The organism is Kitasatospora sp. NPDC059146 (assembly GCF_042786665.1).
Classification (GTDB): domain Bacteria; phylum Actinomycetota; class Actinomycetes; order Streptomycetales; family Streptomycetaceae; genus Kitasatospora.
This window is the reverse complement of the sequence record NZ_JBHZCY010000173.1, coordinates 1-16,995: the sequence shown is the minus strand read 5'-3', so window position 1 is coordinate 16,995 and position 16,995 is coordinate 1. Positions and strand designations below refer to the sequence as shown.

Below are 16,995 nucleotides of genomic sequence, written 5' to 3'. Positions count from 1 at the left end.
GGCCCGGGCGGTGATGCCCAGCTTGGGGAAGATCCGGTACAGGTGCGAGCCGACGGTGCGCGGCGAGAGGTGCATCCGGTGGCCGATCTCCTTGTTCGTCAGGCCGCCGGCCGCCAGCTCGGCGATCCGGCGCTCCTGCGAGGTCAGCGGGGCCGAAACCGGTGCCGAGGCCGGTGCCGAGGCCGGTGCCGAGGCCGGGGCCGGACTCCTGGCCGGTTCCGGGGCCGGGCGGTGTGACGGGACGTCGGCGGCGCGCAGTTCGGCCCGGACCGGCCGTTGCGCCTGACCGAGTCGGGCGGCGTGACCGGCGACGAAGGCGGCCTCGGCCAGCCGCCGGTGCCGTTCGGCCCGGTCCTCGCTGAGTTCGGCGGCCCGGGTCAGCCAGTGCACGGCCGCCGGCGCCCCGCCGCGTCGGGCCGCGGACTCGGCGGCGGCCTCCAGGACGGCGGCGACGTCCTCGTCGGGGTCGACCGTCGCGGCCGCCAGGTGGGCCGCCCGGCGTTCGAGGTTCCCCCGGTGGGCCCGGGCCAGCACCAGGTGGGCGGCGCGGCGCTGGTCGGCCGTGGCCAGCTGTACGACGGTGGAACGCACCAGCGGGTGGCGGAAGACGAGTTCGCCGGTGACCGGCTCGGTGCCCAGCAGCCCGGCGGCCACGGCCGGGTCGGCGTCGCGCATCCGGTACCGGCTGTCGGGGAGCGCCTCGGCGCCGCCCGGGGAGCCCGCGTCGTCCAGGGCACCTGTCAGGAGCTCGGCCCGCACCCGCGGGTCGAGGGCTTCGATGCGGGCGCCGAACAGGCGGTGCAGCCGCCGGGGCAACGGCACGCCGGGCCGGCCGACGAGGCCGTCGACCGGGAGGCCGTCCGACCGGTGCGTGAGCTGGGCGGGCAGCTCCAGCAGTGCGAGCGGGTTGCCCCGGGCCTGGTCCAGTACGGTCCGGCGGATCCGCGGGTCCAGCTCCGGGTACCGCTGGTCGAGCAGGCGCCCGGCGTCCTCGTCGCCGAGGGCGGCGACCGGCAGTTCGGGCAGGGCGGCGGTGTCGAAGCGGGACGGGACGTCGGTGCGGACGGCGACCAGCAGCTTCACCCGGCTGGCGGCCAGCCGCCGGCCGACGAAGCCGAGGACGTCGGCGCTGGAGTCGTCCAGCCACTGCCCGTCGTCGAGGACCAGCAGCAGCGGCCGCCGGGCGGCGGAGACCGGGAGCAGGCCGAGGACGGCGATGCCGAGCGTCATGACCGACGGCGGATCGCCCGGCGGGACGTCAGGCGATCCGCCCGGCACCGAACCCGGCACCGAACCCAGCACCGAGCCGAGCACCGTCCGGGAGCCGTCGTCCAGGCGCGCGAGGCCGGCGAGCAGGGGATGGAGGAGCTGGTGCAGCCCGGCGTGCGGCAGTGCGGACTCCGCCTCGACGCCGGCGGCCCGGACGACGAGGTGGCCCGCCCGCTCGGCCCGCGCGGCGGCGTGGTCCAGCAGCGCGCTCCTGCCGACTCCCGCCTCGCCCCGCAGGACCAGCGCCCCGCCCGTGGCGGACTCCACGAACGCCGCCAGCTCCGCCTGCTCCTGCGCGCGCCCCACCAACGCCGTACCGGTGGACCCCATCCCCGTGCTCCTTCCTAACGGCTCCCACCGGGCGTGCCACGGGCGGGCGGCGGTTCAGCCGGTGCGCAGCGGGCCCGCGAAGGACTTGCGGAGGGCGCCGGGGGCGGCGACGGGGAGCAGGGCGGCGAGCATCCGGCCCTTGAGGTGCTGGGGGTGGCGGGTCAGTTCGACGTCGACCCGGGTGCCGTCGCCCTCGGGAGTGAGCTTGAAGACCCAACCGCCGCCGGGGCCGAAGAGCTTGGAGTCCAGGGTGGTGACGGTGACGGTGTCGCCGTCGGGCTGCCACTCGTAGCGGGCGCGCTCCCAGGCGGCCGCGGTGCCCTCGGTGACCTCGGCCCAGGTGTCGCCGAGGGCGTGCACCTCGAAGTGTTCGGCGTCGATGGACGGCCAGGCCTCGGCGCGGGCGGGGCTGAAGTCGGTCAGGACCGCCAGGACGTCCTCGGCGCCGAGGGTGGAGACGAGCTGGAAGCGTACGACTGCCATGGTGGTGTCCTCATCAAAAGTAACTGTTCTGACCGGTGACGAAAGAGTTCCATGAGTCGGCGTCACCCGTCAAGACGGTGACGCGAATCGGGTCGGGGAACGCAGAACGGGCGGACACCCGTGAGGGGGTGTCCGCCCGTTCTGCGTGCGGGTCAGCGGTCGGTGGGCCTCAGGGCACGGCCGGGGGGAGCGTCGCGCCGGGGGAGGCCGGGGCCCAGGTGGGTGGGGCGGCGGCCTCCTGGGGGTCGGTCTCGCGCATCAGGACGCGCCAGCCGTCCGCGCCGCCGTTGCCGTCGAGGCGCAGGCGGAACTGCTTGACCTGCCGGGTGCGCCCGAAGTACAGCACCACCGACTGGCGGACCTCGCCCTCGCCGTGGAACTCCGCCGTCACCGGGCCCTGCGCGCCCTCCCGGAACGTCCGGACCCAGTTCGCCGCCGTGCTGCGCGCCTCGGCGCCGGAGCCGTCGGAGGTGGCCATCGTCGCCAGCGAGCCCTCGGAGCCGTCGGCGAGGCGCCAGACGATCTGCTGGGTCAGGTGCAGGGTGCCGGTGGAGGGGTAGCCGACCACGCGCAACGGCTCGTGGGAGGCGTAGTCGTTGACGTAGTCCAGGCCGTCGTCGGCGGACAGCCACCAGGCGGTGGCGGCGGAGGAGACGAGGGCGGCGGCCACCGCGGCGGCCGTGACCGTCCTCCACCGGCCCGCAGGGTTCTCCCGGCTCTCCCGACTCTCCGGGTTCTCCGCGTTCTTCGCGGGCCTGGTGGTTCCGGTCGGCCCGGCAGGCCTTGGGTGGTGCATTGCCGCTCCTTTGCCCACTGTTGAACAACAGTGCTGCGGGGAGCTTAGGGCGTGTCCGGTGGATCGGGCCAGGTCCGGGGCCGCCCCCGGCGCTCGACGGCGCCGGGGGCGGCCGGGTGGCGGTGGGTCAGTCCAGCGTCCACCGCTGCAACGGCGAGCCGCTGTCCGGTTGTTGGGCCAGCAGGTCGCCGTCGGCCGGTCCGGCCGTGGTCAGCAGGAGTCCGCTGCGGCGGTTGGTCAGGGTGTAGGCGCCGGAGGGGAGCCGGGTGGCGGTCCAGCGCTGGTTGTCGCCGCCGGTGCAGGTCCACTGGATCACCGGGGTGCCGGGTGCGGTGGCGCCGCCCCGGCCGTCCGCGCACAGCCGGGAGTGGAGGTTGGTGAGGGTGTACGAGCCGTCGGCCTGCCGGGCGAAGGTCCAGCCCTGGTTCCGGCCCCCGTTGGTGGTCCAGGTGTCGAGCCGGGTGCCCGGGGTGGTGGACCAGTCGGGGACGTCCAGCGCCTTGCCGCCGGTGGACAGCACGTGGGTGCCGTCGAGGACCGGGGCGGCGCCGGCCGGGGTGAGGGTGAGGGTCTGGGCGGTGACCGGGCGGGTGTCGGCGGTGCTGCCGGGGTTGTCCCAGGTGCGCTGGGGGGAGGTGGTCACGGCCTGGGCCCCGGTGGTGAGGCTGAGCGCGAGGTCGCTGTAGCGGTTGACCAGGCGGTAGCCGCCGGTGGGGGTGGACGGGCCGCTGCCCGCCGGGCTGGTGACCACCGTCTGGACGGACCACTGCTGGCCGACGGTCGGGCTGCTGCCGCGGGCGGCCAGCGTGGGGGCGGCGCCCCAGGCGCGTCCGGCGTTGCCGCGGGAGTCGACGCCGAGCAGCTTGCCGGAGCCGGCGTTGGCGATGGTGTAGAAGCCGTCGCCGGTGGGGGTGAAGGTCCACTGCTGGGCGGCGGTGTCGGCGGTGGCGGAGGTGGTGAGGGTGCTCCCGCTCTGGGCCAGCGAGTGGCCGTCGCCCGCGGCGAGCCGGTACGGCACCCCGGTGGTGACGGGGGCGGCCGGCGGGGCGCCGGCGGCGGTCGGGGCGATGCTGACCTCGGCGTACTCGCCGCTGCCGGTGGAGCAGCTGTACCAGCAGTAGGAGCGGAAGGTCCTGCCGAGCACGGTGGTGCCGGTCCGGCTGCCGGAGTCCACCAGCCAGCGGTACCAGGAGCTCTGCGGCCCGCCGACGGAGCCGATGTCGGTCCACTGCTGGGTGGCCAGGTCGTCGGTGACGTAGTAGTGCTGGGGCTGGTCGGAGCCGGCCTCGTTCTCGGGGGTGCCGAGGTACTTGCCGAGGTAGGCGCTCCAGGCGATGTTCAGCACCGAGAGCTGCGAGGGGGCGGGCATGGTGCCGGCGGCGATCTGGGTGCGGATGCTGCCGGTCCGGTCGGGGGAGTAGCCGTCGCCGGGGGCGAGGTAGCCGGTGCCGACCCCCTGGGCGGGGACGAGGTCGCTCTCGGCGCCGCCGATGCCCGGGGTGGACCAGGAGCCGTCGTGCCACTTGGTCCAGGAGGAGGCGGCCAGCTTCCCGGAGATCGGCGCGCGGGCGACGTGCTCCTCGAAGCCGCCCCAGCCGCCGGTCTTGTCGACGGCCCGGGACATGTAGAAGACGTAGAAGTAGCCGGAGCGGTAGTCGGTGAACAGCCGCGGGTCGCCGTCGCCGTAGGAGTAGGTGGAGCCCGGGAAGGTCGTGGTGTCGCCGCGGACGGTGCTGTACGGGGTGGTGATCGCGTGGTCGGTGATGGTCCAGGTGTGGCCCCGGTCCTTGGAGACGGTGGCGTCGATGGCGTCGTAGTGCAGGCCGTCGCCGAAGGGCTGCGGGGTGAACTCGTTGTGGACCAGGCCGTACCACCAGCCGGTGTCGGGGTCGACCCAGACCCCGGTCAGGTCGCAGTAGTTGGGCTGGGCGTAGCCGGAGCCGGCGGGGGCGGCGGTGGCGCCCAGGCCGGTCGGGCTGTTGTCGCAGCGCCAGGTGGTGTCGCCGTTGCTGTCCTGGGGGTTGGCCGGGTTCACCGCCGTGCTGATCGGCGCGAGGGTGGCGGTGTCGAAGTCCGAGCCGCGGTAGAACTGCCAGCTGCGGCCGTCCTTCGCGCCGTACAGCGAGTGGGCGGACTGGTAGTAGAACTGCCCGTCGGTGTCGGTGTAGCCGAAGGCGGGGGTGTCGTCGGCGTTGCCGAATGGGACGGGCTTCCCGGCGGAGAGGGTGTACGACGCGGGCGGTGCCGCGCTGCCGCCCCAGACCTCGGTGGGGGAGGGCGTGCACGGCGCGAGGCCGACCCGGGCCCCGTCCGTGGCCGAACTCCCCTGGACGGCCAGGCACTTGGCCGACTTGGCGGAGTAGACGGTGCCGTCCGGGAGCCAGCCGAAGCGCTGGTTGGGGCCGGAGGTGCAGCCGTACAGCTGGAGCAGGGCGCCGGTGGCGTTGGAGGCGTCGGTGACGTCGAGGCACTTGCCGAACGCGGTGACGCTGCCGTCGGGGTTGCGGGTCCACTGCTGGCGGGCCGAGCCGTCGCAGCCGAGCAGTTGGACGGGGTTGCCGTCGGCCGTGCCGCCGTCGGCGTCGTCCAGGCACTTGCCGCCGATGGTGACCGTGCCGGTGGTGGCGGCAGCGGCGGTGGCGACGGCGGCAGTGGTGGTGGGCGGGGCGGCGGAGGCGGGGGGTGCGGCGGCGAGCGGCAGGCAGGTGGCCGCCGCCAGGGCCAGGACCGGCACGAGCGAGGCCCGGGCCGGCCGGGACGTCGTCCGTCTCATCGGGGGATCCTTCCGGAGGCGTGCCGCCCGCTGGGTGGGGGAGGCGGCACGACTGGCGATTAGTTCCGCCAGAATCCGAACTTATTGCGGGTCATGTCAAGACCCGTGCAGCAGATCGGGGCGTACGGTCAGCGCCGGGCGGGCGTCATGGCGCTGGTCGGGTCCTGGTAGACGGCGTCCAGGGCGAGCAGCGCGCCGCCCCGGGCCGTCCCGGTCAGCCCGGTGGTGGACAGCACGATCTCGCAGCCCCCGGCGTCCGGGGCCATCACCCGCTCGCGCACCTGGGCGGTCACGCTGTCCAGCAGGTACTCGCCGAAGAAGGCGAAGTGCCCGCCGAGGACGATCAGCCGGGGGTTGAGGACGTCGGCGAGCAGCGCCAGACCGGGCGCGAGGTTGTCGGCGATCCGCTGCACCGCGGCCAGGGTGCGGGCGTCCCCGGCGCCCGCCCGCTCGCGCAGTTCGGCGAGTCGGCGCTCCAGGTCCACCATCGGGTCCCAGACCAGGTCGCCGGGGTCGGCGGCGTAGCGCAGCAGGGCGCCGCGGCCGACGGTGGTCTCCCAGCAGCCGCGTCTGCCGCAGGCGCACAGCTGCTCGGAGGGCACCAGTTGCAGGTGGCCGACCTCGCCCGCGTAGCCGCCGGCCCCGCGCACCAGCTGCCCGCCGGCGATGATGCCCACCCCGACGCCGGTCTGGCCGGTGACGTAGACCAGGTCGCGGACGTTGTCGGCGGAGGCGGTCACGTACTCGGCCAGCGCGCCGAGCTTGGCGTCGTTCTCCAGGTGCAGTTCCGGGGCGCCGGGGCCCAGGCGCTCGCGCAGGCCGGCGATGGCGGGCACGTCCCGCCAGCCGATGTTGGAGGCGAAGCCGACGGTGCCGGTGGCCATGTCGGTGGCGCCGGGCGTGGCCAGGGTGACCCCGGCGACCCGGCCGCCGTCGCGGCGCAGCGCCTCGATGCCCCGGGCGACCAGCTGGGCGGTGGTGTCCAGGGTGGCGTCGGGCCCGGCGGCCCGGACGTCGAAGGGGATCCGCTGCTCGGCGGTGACCTCGCCCTTGAGGTTGAGGGCGAGCAGGCTGACGTAGTCGACGTTGATCTCGGCGCCGATGCCGTGCACGCCGCTGCCGTCGATCTCCACGGCCTGCCCGGGCCGGCCGACGGTGCCCCGGTCCCGCTCCGCCTCGCCCTCGCGGATCAGCCGGCCCTCCAGCAGTTCTGCGGTGAGGTTGGAGACGGTGGCCTTGGGCAGGCCGGTGTCCTCGGAGATGCGGGCGCGCGAGCGGGGGCCCTCGTCGCGCAGCAGCCGCAGCACCATGCCGAGGTTGGCCCGGCGGGACGACGAGCGGTCGCGGGCCACGGCTGGCCCGGCCATCGCCAGACTCCGTACGCCCGAGCCTTGAAGCGCTGCCTTCACGAACCGCTCCTCCTCCGGTGCCACCGTCACGGCCGACGCGGGCGTCGACACTGCCTCTTGACTTTATCAGGGTTGGTTCAAACAATAACCGAACGAATTGGCCGGTTCCCGCTCCGCCCCCGGGACCGCGCCCCGCCCTCCCGGTTTCGAGGAGACACACGTGAAGACAAGACCCGTTTCGACGGCCTCCGCACTCGCGCTCGTGACGGCCGCGGTCCTCGTCGCCGGCTGTTCCTCCGGCGGCAGCGTCAGCAGTGGCGCGGACGCCGCCTCCGGCCCGGTCAAGCTCGACTTCTGGGGCTGGGCCCCGGGGTACGAGGAGTCGGTCGCCCTGTTCAACAAGACCCACCCGGGCATCCAGGTCAGCTTCGGCAAGACCGCCTCCGGTTCCAAGGGCGGCTACACCAAGATGCTCACGGCCGCCAAGGCCGGCAACGCCCCCTGCCTGGCCCAGGTCGGCTACGAGACCCTGCCCAGCTTCGCCGCGGCCGGCGCCCTCACCGACGTCGGCACGTACACCGCCGACGCCAAGGGCCGGTTCGCCGACTGGACCTGGAAGCAGGTCACCGTCGACGGCCACACCTACGGCCTCCCGGTCGACACCGCGCCGATGGCCCTGATGTACCGCAAGGACCTGTTCGCGAAGTACGGCATCGACAAGCCCCCGGCCACCTGGGCGGAGTACGCGGCCGACGCCGCCAAGGTGCACGCCGCCGACCCCACCGTGTACCTCGGCAACTTCGGCAACGACCCGTACACCTACGCCGGCCTCGCCTGGCAGGCGGGCGCCAAGTGGTTCGGCACCGGCAACGACCAGTGGCAGGTCAGCCTGAACAGCGACGCCAACCGCAAGGTCGCCTCCTACTGGCAGGACCTGCTGGACAAGAAGCTGGTGAAGGCCGACCCCAGCAACGACGCCTCGCAGTTCAGCGACATGGCCAACGGCAAGATCCTCTCCGACGTCAACGCGGTCTGGGACGCGCCGATCATCGCCGGCAGCGTCAAGGACGGCGCCGGGCAGTGGGCCGTCGCCCCGATGCCGGTGTGGGACGCCGCCAACCCGGCGTACGGCAACGACGGCGGCTCGGCCACCGCCGTCCTGAAGGGCTGCGCCCACGCCAAGGAGGCCGCCGAGTTCGCCACCTGGATGAGCACCGACCCCGACAGCGTCGGCAACCTGATCAAGGTCACCGGCATCTACCCGGCGGCCACCTCGGCGCTCGCCCACCCCGCGCTCTCCCAGCCCGACCCCTTCTACGGCGGGCAGGTGATCTACGACGTCTTCAAGGCCGAGACCGCCCACATCACCACCGACTGGCAGTGGGGCCCGACCATGACCCAGACCTCCACCGACCTCGGCGACGGGCTCGGCAAGGCGGGCACCGGAGGAGGCACCCTGCCGAACGTGCTCGCCGACCTGCAGAGCAGGACGGTGGCCGGCCTCAAGCAGCAGGGCCTCGCCGTCGCCGGCTGACCGGGCACCCGGACCGACCAAGGAGGGACGACCCCCCATGACCACCGCCCTCGCCGGGCGGACAGCACCGCAGGACCGCGCCGCCCGCCCGGACCGCCCCGCCCGCCACCGGGCCCGGACCGTCGCGCTGTTCCTCGCCCCGTTCCTGCTGCTGTTCACGGCGCTGTACCTGGCGCCGATCGGCTACACCCTCTACCAGAGCCTGTTCCGGATGCACCGCTCCGGCCTCGGCCTCTCCGCCCCCACCCAGGTCTTCGCCGGCTTCGGCAACTACGCGACGGCGCTGGGCGATCCGGCCTTCCGCGGCTCGCTGCTGCGGGTGCTGCTGATCGGCGTGGTCCAGGTGCCCGTGATGCTGGCCCTGGCCCTGGCGCTGGCCCTGCTGCTGGACGCCGGGTCGACGATGTTCAAGCGGTTCTTCCGGCTGGCCTTCTTCCTGCCGTACGCCCTGCCCGGGGTGGTCGGCGCGATCATGTGGTCCTACCTGGTCGCCCCGGGCCTGAGCCCGATCACCGCCGCCGCCCACCACCTGGGCCTGGACCTGAACCTGACCTCGGACGGCATGCTCGGCGCGACCATCGGCAACATGCTGACCTGGGGCTGGACCGGCTACAACATGCTGATCATCCACTCCGCCCTCCAGGCCATCCCGGCCGAACTGGCCGAGGCGGCCCGGATGGACGGCTGCTCGGCCTTCGGCATCGCCTGGCGGATCAAGGTCCCGATGATCCGCCCCGCCCTGGTGCTGACCACGGTGTTCTCCGTCATCGGCACCGCCCAGCTCTACAACGAGCCCGCGATCCTGCACAACGTCGCCCCCAACCTGAGCAGCAGCTACACCCCCATCTACGCCGCCTACAACGCCGTGGACGCCAACGACTTCAACCTCGCCGCCACCGAGTCCGTGGTGCTCGCGGTCCTGGCGTTCGCGCTCTCCTTCGGCTTCCTCAAGCTCGTCCAGCGTCGCGGGGAGGCCCTGTGAGCACCGCCACCGCCACCGCCGGCACCGAAACCGGCACAGCCATCGGTGTCGCCCGTACCGCCCGGACGGCCCGGTACCAGGCCTCCCGCTGGCTCACCCTCGGCGTGCTGCTGATCGCCTCGGTCTACTTCCTCGCCCCGGTCTGGTGGCTGCTGGTCGCCTCGACCAAGACCAGCAGCGGCCTGTTCGCCGGGAACGGCTTCTGGTTCGGCGACTTCGCCCTCGCCGACAACCTGCGCGACGTCTTCACCCGCCAGGGCGGGATCTACTGGCAGTGGCTCGGCAACAGCGCCCTCTACGCCGTGGGCGGCGCGGCCGGCTCCACCCTGATCTCGGCGATGGCGGGCTACGCACTGGCCAAGTACCGCTTCCGGGGCAGGGAGCTGACCTTCAACGGGGTGCTCGCGGCCGTGCTGGTGCCGCAGCCGCTGCTGGCCGTGCCGCTCTACCTGATGTTCTCCCAGCTGCACCTGGTCAACTCCTACTGGGCGGTGCTGCTGCCCAGCACGGTCAGCCCGTTCGGCGTCTACCTGGCCAGGATCTACGCCGCCGCCTCCGTGCCGGACGAGCTGATCGAGGCCGGACGGATCGACGGCGCGGGCGAGTTCAGGATCTTCGCCACCATCGCGCTGCGGGTGATGTCCCCGGCGCTGGTCACGGTCTTCCTGTTCCAGTTCGTCGCCATCTGGACCAACTACCTGCTGCCCGTGCTGATGCTGGCCGACGACCACCTCCAGCCGGTCACCGTCGGCGTGGTCGGCTGGCAGGCCCAGCGGGCACTCGGCCCCGGCGCTCCGCCGCTCAACATCGTGGTCACCGCCGCCATGGTCTCCGCGATCCCGCTGGTCATCATGTTCCTGTCCCTGCAACGCTTCTGGCGCGCCGGCCTCACCGCCGGGAGCGTCAAATGAGGAGGCCCGGCGTGCCCGCCCGGTACCACCTGCGGTTCCAGCTCCACCCCACCCCGGACGCCGCCGAACGCGCCGCCGAACTCGCCTCCTTCTGCCGGGAGTCGGGCGTCGAGGAGGTGGTCCTGCTGCTCGCGGCCGAGGAGCTGTACCCCGGACACCCGGCGGGCGGGGTGGAGGACCGGCTGTACGACACCGCCGTGACGGCCGCGGCGGTCCTGCGCGCAGCCGGGCTCGACGTCAGCCTCAACCCCTGGGTCACCCTCGGCCACGCCGACCGCGGCCGGGCCGACCGGCTCGGCTTCGCCCCGATGGTCGGACCGGACGGCACCGTGGCCACCGCCCAGGCCTCCCCGGCCTGTCCGCGGTTCCGCGCCTGGATCACCGCCCACTACGCCCGCTTCGCCGAACTCGACGTCCGCGTCCTGTGGTTGGAGGACGACTTCCGCTACCACAACCACGCTCCGCTGCCCTGGGGCGGCGGCTTCGAACCGCTGATGCTGGAGCGCCTCGCCGCCCTGGCGGGGGAGCCGGTCGACCGGGAGCGGGCGGTCGCCGCCGTGACCGCCCCCGGCCCGCCGCACCCCTGGCGCGCGCTGCTCCAACAGGTCTGGCGCACCGCACAGTTGGAGGTGGCCGGCGAGGTGGCGGCGGCGGTCGCCAAGGCCTCCGGCGGGCGCGCGCGGCTCGGCCTGATGAGCTCCGAGCCCGGCGTCCACTCGGTCGAGGGCCGCGACTGGCCGGCCCTCTTCGACGCGCTCGCCATCGACGGGGAAGTCTGGCACCGGCCGCACTTCGCCCGCTACTCGGACGCGCCGGGCCGCGAACTCAGCTTCTCGGTCTGGATGCTGGAGGTCCAGCGGGCCCTGCGGCCGCGCCACGTGCGCAGCGCGCCGGAGGTCGAGAACTGGCCGCACACCGCGTGGTCCAAGTCCGACACCCAGACCTGGTCGGAGCTGGTGGCCGCCCAACTCGCCGGCTCCGAAGCGCTGTTCCTCAACCTCCACCCGATGCAGTCCGGCGCCGCCGGACGCTTCCCGCGGGTCGCCGAGCTGCTGCGCCGCTCCCGGCCCGCGCTGGACCTGCTCACCGGCCCGGCGGCGCGCACCCACGGCGTGACGCTGCCCGTCCGCCAGGACGCCGCCGCGCACGTCCGCACCCGCCGGGGCGGCGACCTCGCCGAACTGGCGGTCGACCCCGGCCCGGCCGCGGACCACCTGCTCCGCTACGGCGTCCCGGTCACCGCCGAGGACGGCCCGGTCCGGGTGCTGTTCGGGCAGCTCGCCTGGGCCTACCAGGACGCCGAGCTCCGGCGGATGCTCGCCGACGGCCTGCTGCTCGACGGCACCGCCGCCCACATCCTGCGGGCCCGCGGGTTCGGCGAGCTGCTCGGGGTGACCGTCGAGGAGGTCGTCGAGCGCGGAGCAGGGGGCGGAGCCGGGGGTGGAGCCGCGGGCGGGCCGGGCCCGTACGCGCTGGAACGCGTGCTGACCGGGGAGGGCGCGGGCGCCTACCTGAGCGTCAACCTCCAACCGGCCCTGGCCCGGCTCCGGCCGGCGGCGGGGGCCGAGACCTGGACCGAGATCCTCACCCCCGACCACCGGTTCTGGGGCGCCGGCCGGTGCGTCTTCACCAACGAGCTCGGCGGGCGGGTCGCGGTGACGGCCGCCACCGCCGTCGAGCTGCTGCCCCACGACGACGACGGGCAACGCCTGCTGCACGCCGCCGTCCGCTACCTGGAGGGCGACTCCCCGACCCTGCCGCTGGTCACCGGCGGGCCCCACCTGATCCCGCAGTTGACCCGCACCGAGCACGGCTGGCGGCTCGCCGTCGCCAACGGCAGCGCCGACCCGGCCCACCCCCGGGTGCACCTGCCCGTCGGGGCCGTCCGGGCCGAGGGCATCCTGCTCCGCCCGCTGGCAGACCCCGAGCCGGTCGAGGCCGCGGTGACCGGTCGCAGCGTCGAGGTCACCGAGGAGCTGCCGCACCGCGGCTGGCTGCTGCTCGACTGGCGGTAGCCGCGGCCGGCCCGGGCACCTGGGGCGTGTCGGACACGCCTTCGGTCAGGCCGACCTGACGGTGGGAAAGCGGTCGCCGCCGACGGCCCAGCGGCCGCGGCGCATCACGGCGACCAGGTCGTAGGTGTCGGAGTCGAGGACGACGAGGTCGGCGAGCTTGCCGGTCTCCAGGGAGCCGACCGAGTCGGCGAGGCCGAGCAGGCGGGCCGGGGTGGCGCTGAGCGACTCGACCGCCTGCGGCAGGGTCAACCCGTGCACCAGCAGCGCCCGTCGGAGCACCCGGTCGAGGGTGAGCGTCGACCCGGCGATGGAGCTGCCGTCGGGGAGCATCGCGACGCCGTTCTCGACGCGGACCTGGAGGGGGCCGAGGGGGTAGAGGCCGTCGCCCATGCCGGCGGCGCCCATGGCGTCGGTGATGAGGGCGACCCGGTCGGGGCCGGCGGTGCCGTAGGCGAGGTCGAGGACGGAGGGGTGGAGGTGGACGCCGTCGTTGATGAGTTCGACGGTGACGCGTTCGTCCTCCAGGAGGGCGACGATGGGGCCGGGGGCGCGGTGGGCGATGCCGGGCATGGCGTTGAAGAGGTGGGTGGCGACGGTGGCGCCGGCGTCGATGGCTTCGAGGGTGGTGGCGTAGTCGGAGTCGGTGTGGCCGACGGCGGCGATGACGCCGAGGTCGGCGAGCATGCGGACGGAGTCGAGGCCGCCGGGGAGTTCGGGGGCGAGGGTGACCATCCTGGCGTGGCCGCGGGCGGCGTCGACGAGTTTGCGCACCAGGGCGGGGTCGGGGTTGCGCAGCAGGTCGGGGCGGTGGGCGCCGCAGCGGTTGTGGGAGATGAAGGGGCCCTCGAAGTGGACGCCGGCGAGGGTGCCGTCCTCGGCGAGTTCGGAGAGGACGGCGGCCTGGCGGGCGACTTCGTCGATCTCGCCGGTGACGGTGGAGGCGACGGTGGTGGTGGTGCCGTGGGCGAGGTGGGTGCGGGCGGCGTGCAGGGCCTCCTCGGCGATGCCGGAGGCGTAGGAGGCGCCGCCGCCGCCGTGGACGTGCAGGTCGACGAAGCCGGGGACGACGGTGTGGCCGGTCAGGTCGAGGTCGCCCGGTTCGGCTTCACCGCCGCTCGCCGCGGGGGAGAGGGCGGCGATGCGCTCGCCCTGGACGGCCAGGCGGCCGCCGTCGACGACCCCGCCGGGCAGGACGAGCCGGGCGCCGGACAGGGCAGTGCGGTCACGGTCCGCGCTGGTCACGCGGTCACCTCCATCGAGAGCAGGTCCCAGGCGAGCAGGCCGGCGCCCAGGGACGCGGCGGTGTCTTTGAGCATGGCGGGTACGACCTTCGGGGGCATCTGGAAGGTCAGGCGCTCGGTGACCGCAGCGCGCAGCGGGGTGAAGAGCGTGTCGCCGGCCTCGGCCAGTCCGCCGCCGACGATGACCGTGGACGGATCGAGCAGGCTCTGGGCCAGCACGATGCCGTCGGCCAGCGCGTCGACCGCGTCCTGCCAGACGGCGCGGGCGCGGTCGTCCCCGGCGTCCACCGCGGCGGCGCAGGATGCCGCGTCGGCGTCGGGGTCACCGCTGGCCTCGGCCCAGGCGCGGGAGACGGCCGAGGCGGAGGCCAGCGTCTCCAGGCAGCCGCGGGCGCCGCAGCCGCACTGCGGGCCGCCGGGGCGGACCACGACGTGGCCGATCTCGCCGCCGTAGCCGTGCGCGCCGGCCTCGATCCGGCCGCCGATGCCGATGGCGCCGGCGATGCCGGTGCCGAGGGCGACGAACAGGAAGCGGTCGACGCCCTGACCCGCGCCGATCCGCCCTTCGGCCAGCCCGCCGGAGCGCACGTCGTGGCCGAGGGCGACCGGCAGGCCCCCGAGGCGCTCGCCGAGCAGCTCGCGCAGCGGGAGGTCGCGCCAGCCGAGGTTGGCGGAGAAGACCGCGATCCCGTTCTTCTCGTCGATCGTGCCGGGCACGGCCACGCCGGCCGCCAGCGGGGCGTGCCCGAAGCGGGCGCGGCCCTCGTCGGCGAGGTCGGCGGCGAAGCCGAGGATGGCGGCGACGACGGCGTCGGTGCCGTGTTCCCGCCCGGTCGGTCGGCGTGCTTCGAACAGCACGGAGCCGTCCTGGGCGAGCAGCGCGGCCTTCATGCCGGTGCCGCCTACATCGAGTGCGATGACGTGCTTCACGGAGGACAGTTTCCCTTGGTCGGGTCGAAGAGGTCTAGTCCAGTTGTCGGATTGGTCTGGTCCATACTGGGTGAGCTTTGTCTCGGCTGCGGCGGTGTGCGCGGCTTTGTGCCCCGGAGTCCGGCTGAGGGCCTCCGTTCGCCTGTTGTTGCGCATCGTGCAATGAACCAGGGCACTTCGGTAACTACTCGACGGGCGGGGGCGAGTGGTGTGGACCAGTGTGCGAGCGGTTTGGGAGTGTGGCGCTCCCCCCTGCCGGATTCCCTCGTCCGGCTGTAGTTCCCTCTGAAGGCGGTACCCGCGTTGGACAGGCGCGCCCACGTTTCCCTCCGTGTGCTCGGTACGGCGTTGGCCGGAGCACTGGTGCTCACCACGGTCAGCGCGTGCAGCGGGCAGGGCGACGGGCCGGTCACGCTCAAACTGGTCGCCGCGGACTACGGGGAGAACGCCGAGACCGGCTCCAAGCACTACTGGGACGAGGTCTCCAAGGCCTTCGAGGCGGCCAACCCCGGCATCAAGGTCCAGGTCGAGGTCGACAGCTGGACCGACATCGGCAAGAAGGTCGACGACATGATCGCGGCCGGGAAGTCGCCCGACCTGCTGCAGACCGGCGGCTTCGCCGAGCAGGTCGCGGCGGACCGGCTGTACGCGGCCGCGGACGTCCTCTCGATGGACACCCAGGCCAAGTTCATGGACAACTTCTCGCACGCCGGGCAGGTGCTGGGGACCCAGTACGGGATCCCCTTCGTCTCCTCCTCGCGGGTGCTCTTCTACAACAAGGCGATCTTCAAGCAGGCCGGGATCACCCAGCCGCCGACCACCTGGAACGAGCTGCGGGCCGCGGCCGAGAAGATCAAGGCCAAGGTGCCCGGGGTGACCCCGTACGGGCTGCCGCTGGGGCCCGAGGAGGCGCCGGCCGAGTCGATGCTGTGGACGCTGAGCGGGGGCAGCTCGCTCTCGGACGACGTCGGCAACTACACCATCGACAGCGACCAGAACCAGGCGACCTTCACCTGGCTCAAGAACAACCTGGTCAGCACCGGGCTGACGTACCCGGACCCCGGCAAGATGAACCGCACGCCGGTGTTCCAGGACTTCGCCTCCGGGAAGGTCGCGATGCTCAACGGGCACCCGACCCTGCTGCGGATGGCGTCCGCCGGGAAGATCGACTTCGGGACGGCGGTCATCCCGAAGAAGGACGGCGTGGGGAGGACCGGGAGCCTCGGCGTCGCGGACTGGATGATGGCGTTCAAGGCCAACGGGCACAAGAACGAGATCAAGAAGTTCCTGTCCTTCGTCTACACCAAGGACTACCAGCTCAAGTTCGACGAGCAGTACAACCTGCTGCCGGTGACCCAGGACGCCTTCAACCAGATGTCCTCGGACCCCAAGCACGAGGACCTCAAGCAGTTCGCGGTGGGGCTGACCAACGCCAGCTTCTACCCGTTCGGGGACCCGGCCTGGGGTGAGGTCAGCAACCGGATCAAGACGGGGATCGGGCAGGCCGTGACCGGGGACCCGAAGCAGGTGCTGCAGGGGCTGCAGGACGCGGCGATGAAGGAAGCGGGCCGGGTCCGCAAGCAGTGAGGCCCCCTGCCGGGGGGCGGGGGGCGGGGGGCGGGGGGCTCACCGCGAGGGCCGGTGCCGGGGCGGGGTCAGGGGAGCGTGATCGCGTAGGCCTTGCGGAGGGTCTCGTGGACCGTCCAGGTGGTGCGGTCGCCCTCGCGCAGGACGGCGCAGTCGCCGGGGCCGACGGACAGGGTCGGGCCGCCCTCGATCTCGATGGTGGCCCGGCCGCTCAGCACCACGAACATCTCGTCGGCCTCGACGTCGGTGACCACGCCCGGGGTGATCTGCCAGATGCCGCGCAGCTGGCGGCCGTCGGGGGACTCGGCGAGGACCTTTCCGGTGACCTCGGGGGTGCCGGAGACGATCTGGGACGGGTCGAGGGGCTCGGGGTCGAGGTCGGCGGTGGGGATGTGGACGGCGAAGCTGGTCATGGGGGTGACGCTAGCCGGGCGGGGGCACCGGGGTGGGGGGCAGAGTGTGTCGGGGGCGCGTCCGAGAATGACACTTCGTAGGTCCGTGGGGGATGCGGGGGGATGTGCGGAGGTGGTGCGTGGTGGGCGAGCCGAGTGGGCTGAGTGAGCGGGACCGGGCGGTGCTGGCGCTGGAGGGGCGGCAGTGGCGGACGGCGGGGGCCAAGGAGCGGGCGATCCGGGAGGAGCTGGGGCTCTCCTCCACGCGGTACTACCAGGTGCTGAACGGGTTGTTGGACCGGGAGGAGGCGTTGGCGTTCGCGCCGGTGCTGGTGAATCGGTTGCGGCGGGTGCGGGAGGGGCGGCGGGGGGCGCGGTGACGGCCGCTGCGCGGGGCTGGGGT

14 protein-coding genes are annotated in these 16,995 nt (G+C 73.7%); 6 read left to right on the top strand and 8 right to left on the bottom strand.

Going from position 1 to position 16,995, the window contains the following annotated elements; translation table 11 throughout:
• The 5 genes from ACFXPX_RS40325 to ACFXPX_RS40305 all read right to left on the bottom strand — a co-directional run.
• A partial coding sequence (locus ACFXPX_RS40325) for an AAA family ATPase (RefSeq protein ID WP_380644841.1) occupies nt 1–1,599 on the bottom strand: 1,599 nt, incomplete at its 3' end.
• A 54-nt stretch (nt 1,600–1,653) separates the two neighbouring features.
• Nucleotides 1,654–2,082 carry a hypothetical protein gene (locus tag ACFXPX_RS40320; RefSeq protein ID WP_380533103.1) on the bottom strand — a complete coding sequence of 143 codons (429 nt, stop codon included), beginning with the start codon at nt 2,080–2,082 and terminating at the stop codon, nt 1,654–1,656.
• Nucleotides 2,083–2,251: 169 nt separating this feature from the next.
• Nucleotides 2,252–2,878 (bottom strand): hypothetical protein, encoded by a 627-nt coding sequence (locus ACFXPX_RS40315; protein WP_380644840.1) that lies wholly within the window; start codon nt 2,876–2,878, stop codon nt 2,252–2,254.
• A gap of 127 nt (nt 2,879–3,005) precedes the next feature.
• Nucleotides 3,006–5,651: an RICIN domain-containing protein gene (locus ACFXPX_RS40310; RefSeq protein WP_380644839.1), complete on the bottom strand. Its 2,646-nt coding sequence runs from the start codon at nt 5,649–5,651 to the stop codon at nt 3,006–3,008.
• Nucleotides 5,652–5,779: 128 nt separating this feature from the next.
• Nucleotides 5,780–7,018 (bottom strand): ROK family protein, encoded by a 1,239-nt coding sequence (locus ACFXPX_RS40305; RefSeq protein WP_380644838.1) that lies wholly within the window; start codon nt 7,016–7,018, stop codon nt 5,780–5,782.
• Nucleotides 7,019–7,220: 202 nt separating this feature from the next.
• On the opposite strand from ACFXPX_RS40305, the gene ACFXPX_RS40300 reads away from it, so the two are divergent.
• From ACFXPX_RS40300 to ACFXPX_RS40285, 4 genes are read left to right on the top strand one after another with little or no spacing between them, the layout of a single operon-like run.
• Entirely contained in the window at nt 7,221–8,534 is a 1,314-nt protein-coding gene (locus ACFXPX_RS40300; RefSeq protein WP_380644837.1) for an ABC transporter substrate-binding protein, read from the top strand.
• A 37-nt stretch (nt 8,535–8,571) separates the two neighbouring features.
• Nucleotides 8,572–9,516 (top strand): carbohydrate ABC transporter permease, encoded by a 945-nt coding sequence (locus ACFXPX_RS40295; RefSeq protein WP_380644836.1) that lies wholly within the window; start codon nt 8,572–8,574, stop codon nt 9,514–9,516.
• Complete coding sequence (locus tag ACFXPX_RS40290) at nt 9,513–10,427, top strand: carbohydrate ABC transporter permease (RefSeq protein WP_380644835.1); 915 nt, start codon at nt 9,513–9,515, stop codon at nt 10,425–10,427. The genes ACFXPX_RS40295 and ACFXPX_RS40290 overlap by 4 nt, the downstream gene beginning before the upstream one ends.
• An 11-nt stretch (nt 10,428–10,438) precedes the next feature.
• Nucleotides 10,439–12,442, top strand: a complete 2,004-nt coding sequence (locus ACFXPX_RS40285) for a hypothetical protein (protein WP_380644834.1) — start codon at nt 10,439–10,441, stop codon at nt 12,440–12,442.
• 45 nt (nt 12,443–12,487) lie between these two features.
• Here ACFXPX_RS40285 and nagA read toward each other — a convergent pair whose 3' ends face one another.
• Both nagA and ACFXPX_RS40275 read right to left on the bottom strand, forming a co-directional pair.
• Nucleotides 12,488–13,684 carry an N-acetylglucosamine-6-phosphate deacetylase gene (gene nagA / locus ACFXPX_RS40280; RefSeq protein WP_380644833.1) on the bottom strand — a complete coding sequence of 399 codons (1,197 nt, stop codon included), beginning with the start codon at nt 13,682–13,684 and terminating at the stop codon, nt 12,488–12,490.
• Nucleotides 13,681–14,613, bottom strand: coding sequence for an ROK family protein (locus ACFXPX_RS40275; protein WP_380531803.1), 933 nt, complete (start codon nt 14,611–14,613; stop codon nt 13,681–13,683). Before ACFXPX_RS40275 ends, nagA begins: the two co-directional genes overlap by 4 nt.
• A 348-nt stretch (nt 14,614–14,961) precedes the next feature.
• On the opposite strand from ACFXPX_RS40275, the gene ACFXPX_RS40270 reads away from it, so the two are divergent.
• Nucleotides 14,962–16,200 carry an extracellular solute-binding protein gene (locus ACFXPX_RS40270; protein ID WP_380644832.1) on the top strand — a complete coding sequence of 413 codons (1,239 nt, stop codon included), beginning with the start codon at nt 14,962–14,964 and terminating at the stop codon, nt 16,198–16,200.
• Between the two features lie 68 nt (nt 16,201–16,268).
• Here the strand turns inward: ACFXPX_RS40270 and ACFXPX_RS40265 are convergent, their stop codons facing one another.
• The gene (locus ACFXPX_RS40265) at nt 16,269–16,613 is read right to left on the bottom strand and encodes a cupin domain-containing protein (protein WP_375888707.1); all 345 of its coding nucleotides are present in this window, start codon (nt 16,611–16,613) and stop codon (nt 16,269–16,271) included.
• 122 nt (nt 16,614–16,735) lie between these two features.
• Here ACFXPX_RS40265 and ACFXPX_RS40260 point away from each other — a divergent pair, with 122 nt between their 5' ends.
• Entirely contained in the window at nt 16,736–16,972 is a 237-nt protein-coding gene (locus ACFXPX_RS40260; RefSeq protein ID WP_375888705.1) for a DUF3263 domain-containing protein, read from the top strand.
• The last annotated feature ends 23 nt before the right edge of the window (nt 16,973–16,995 follow it).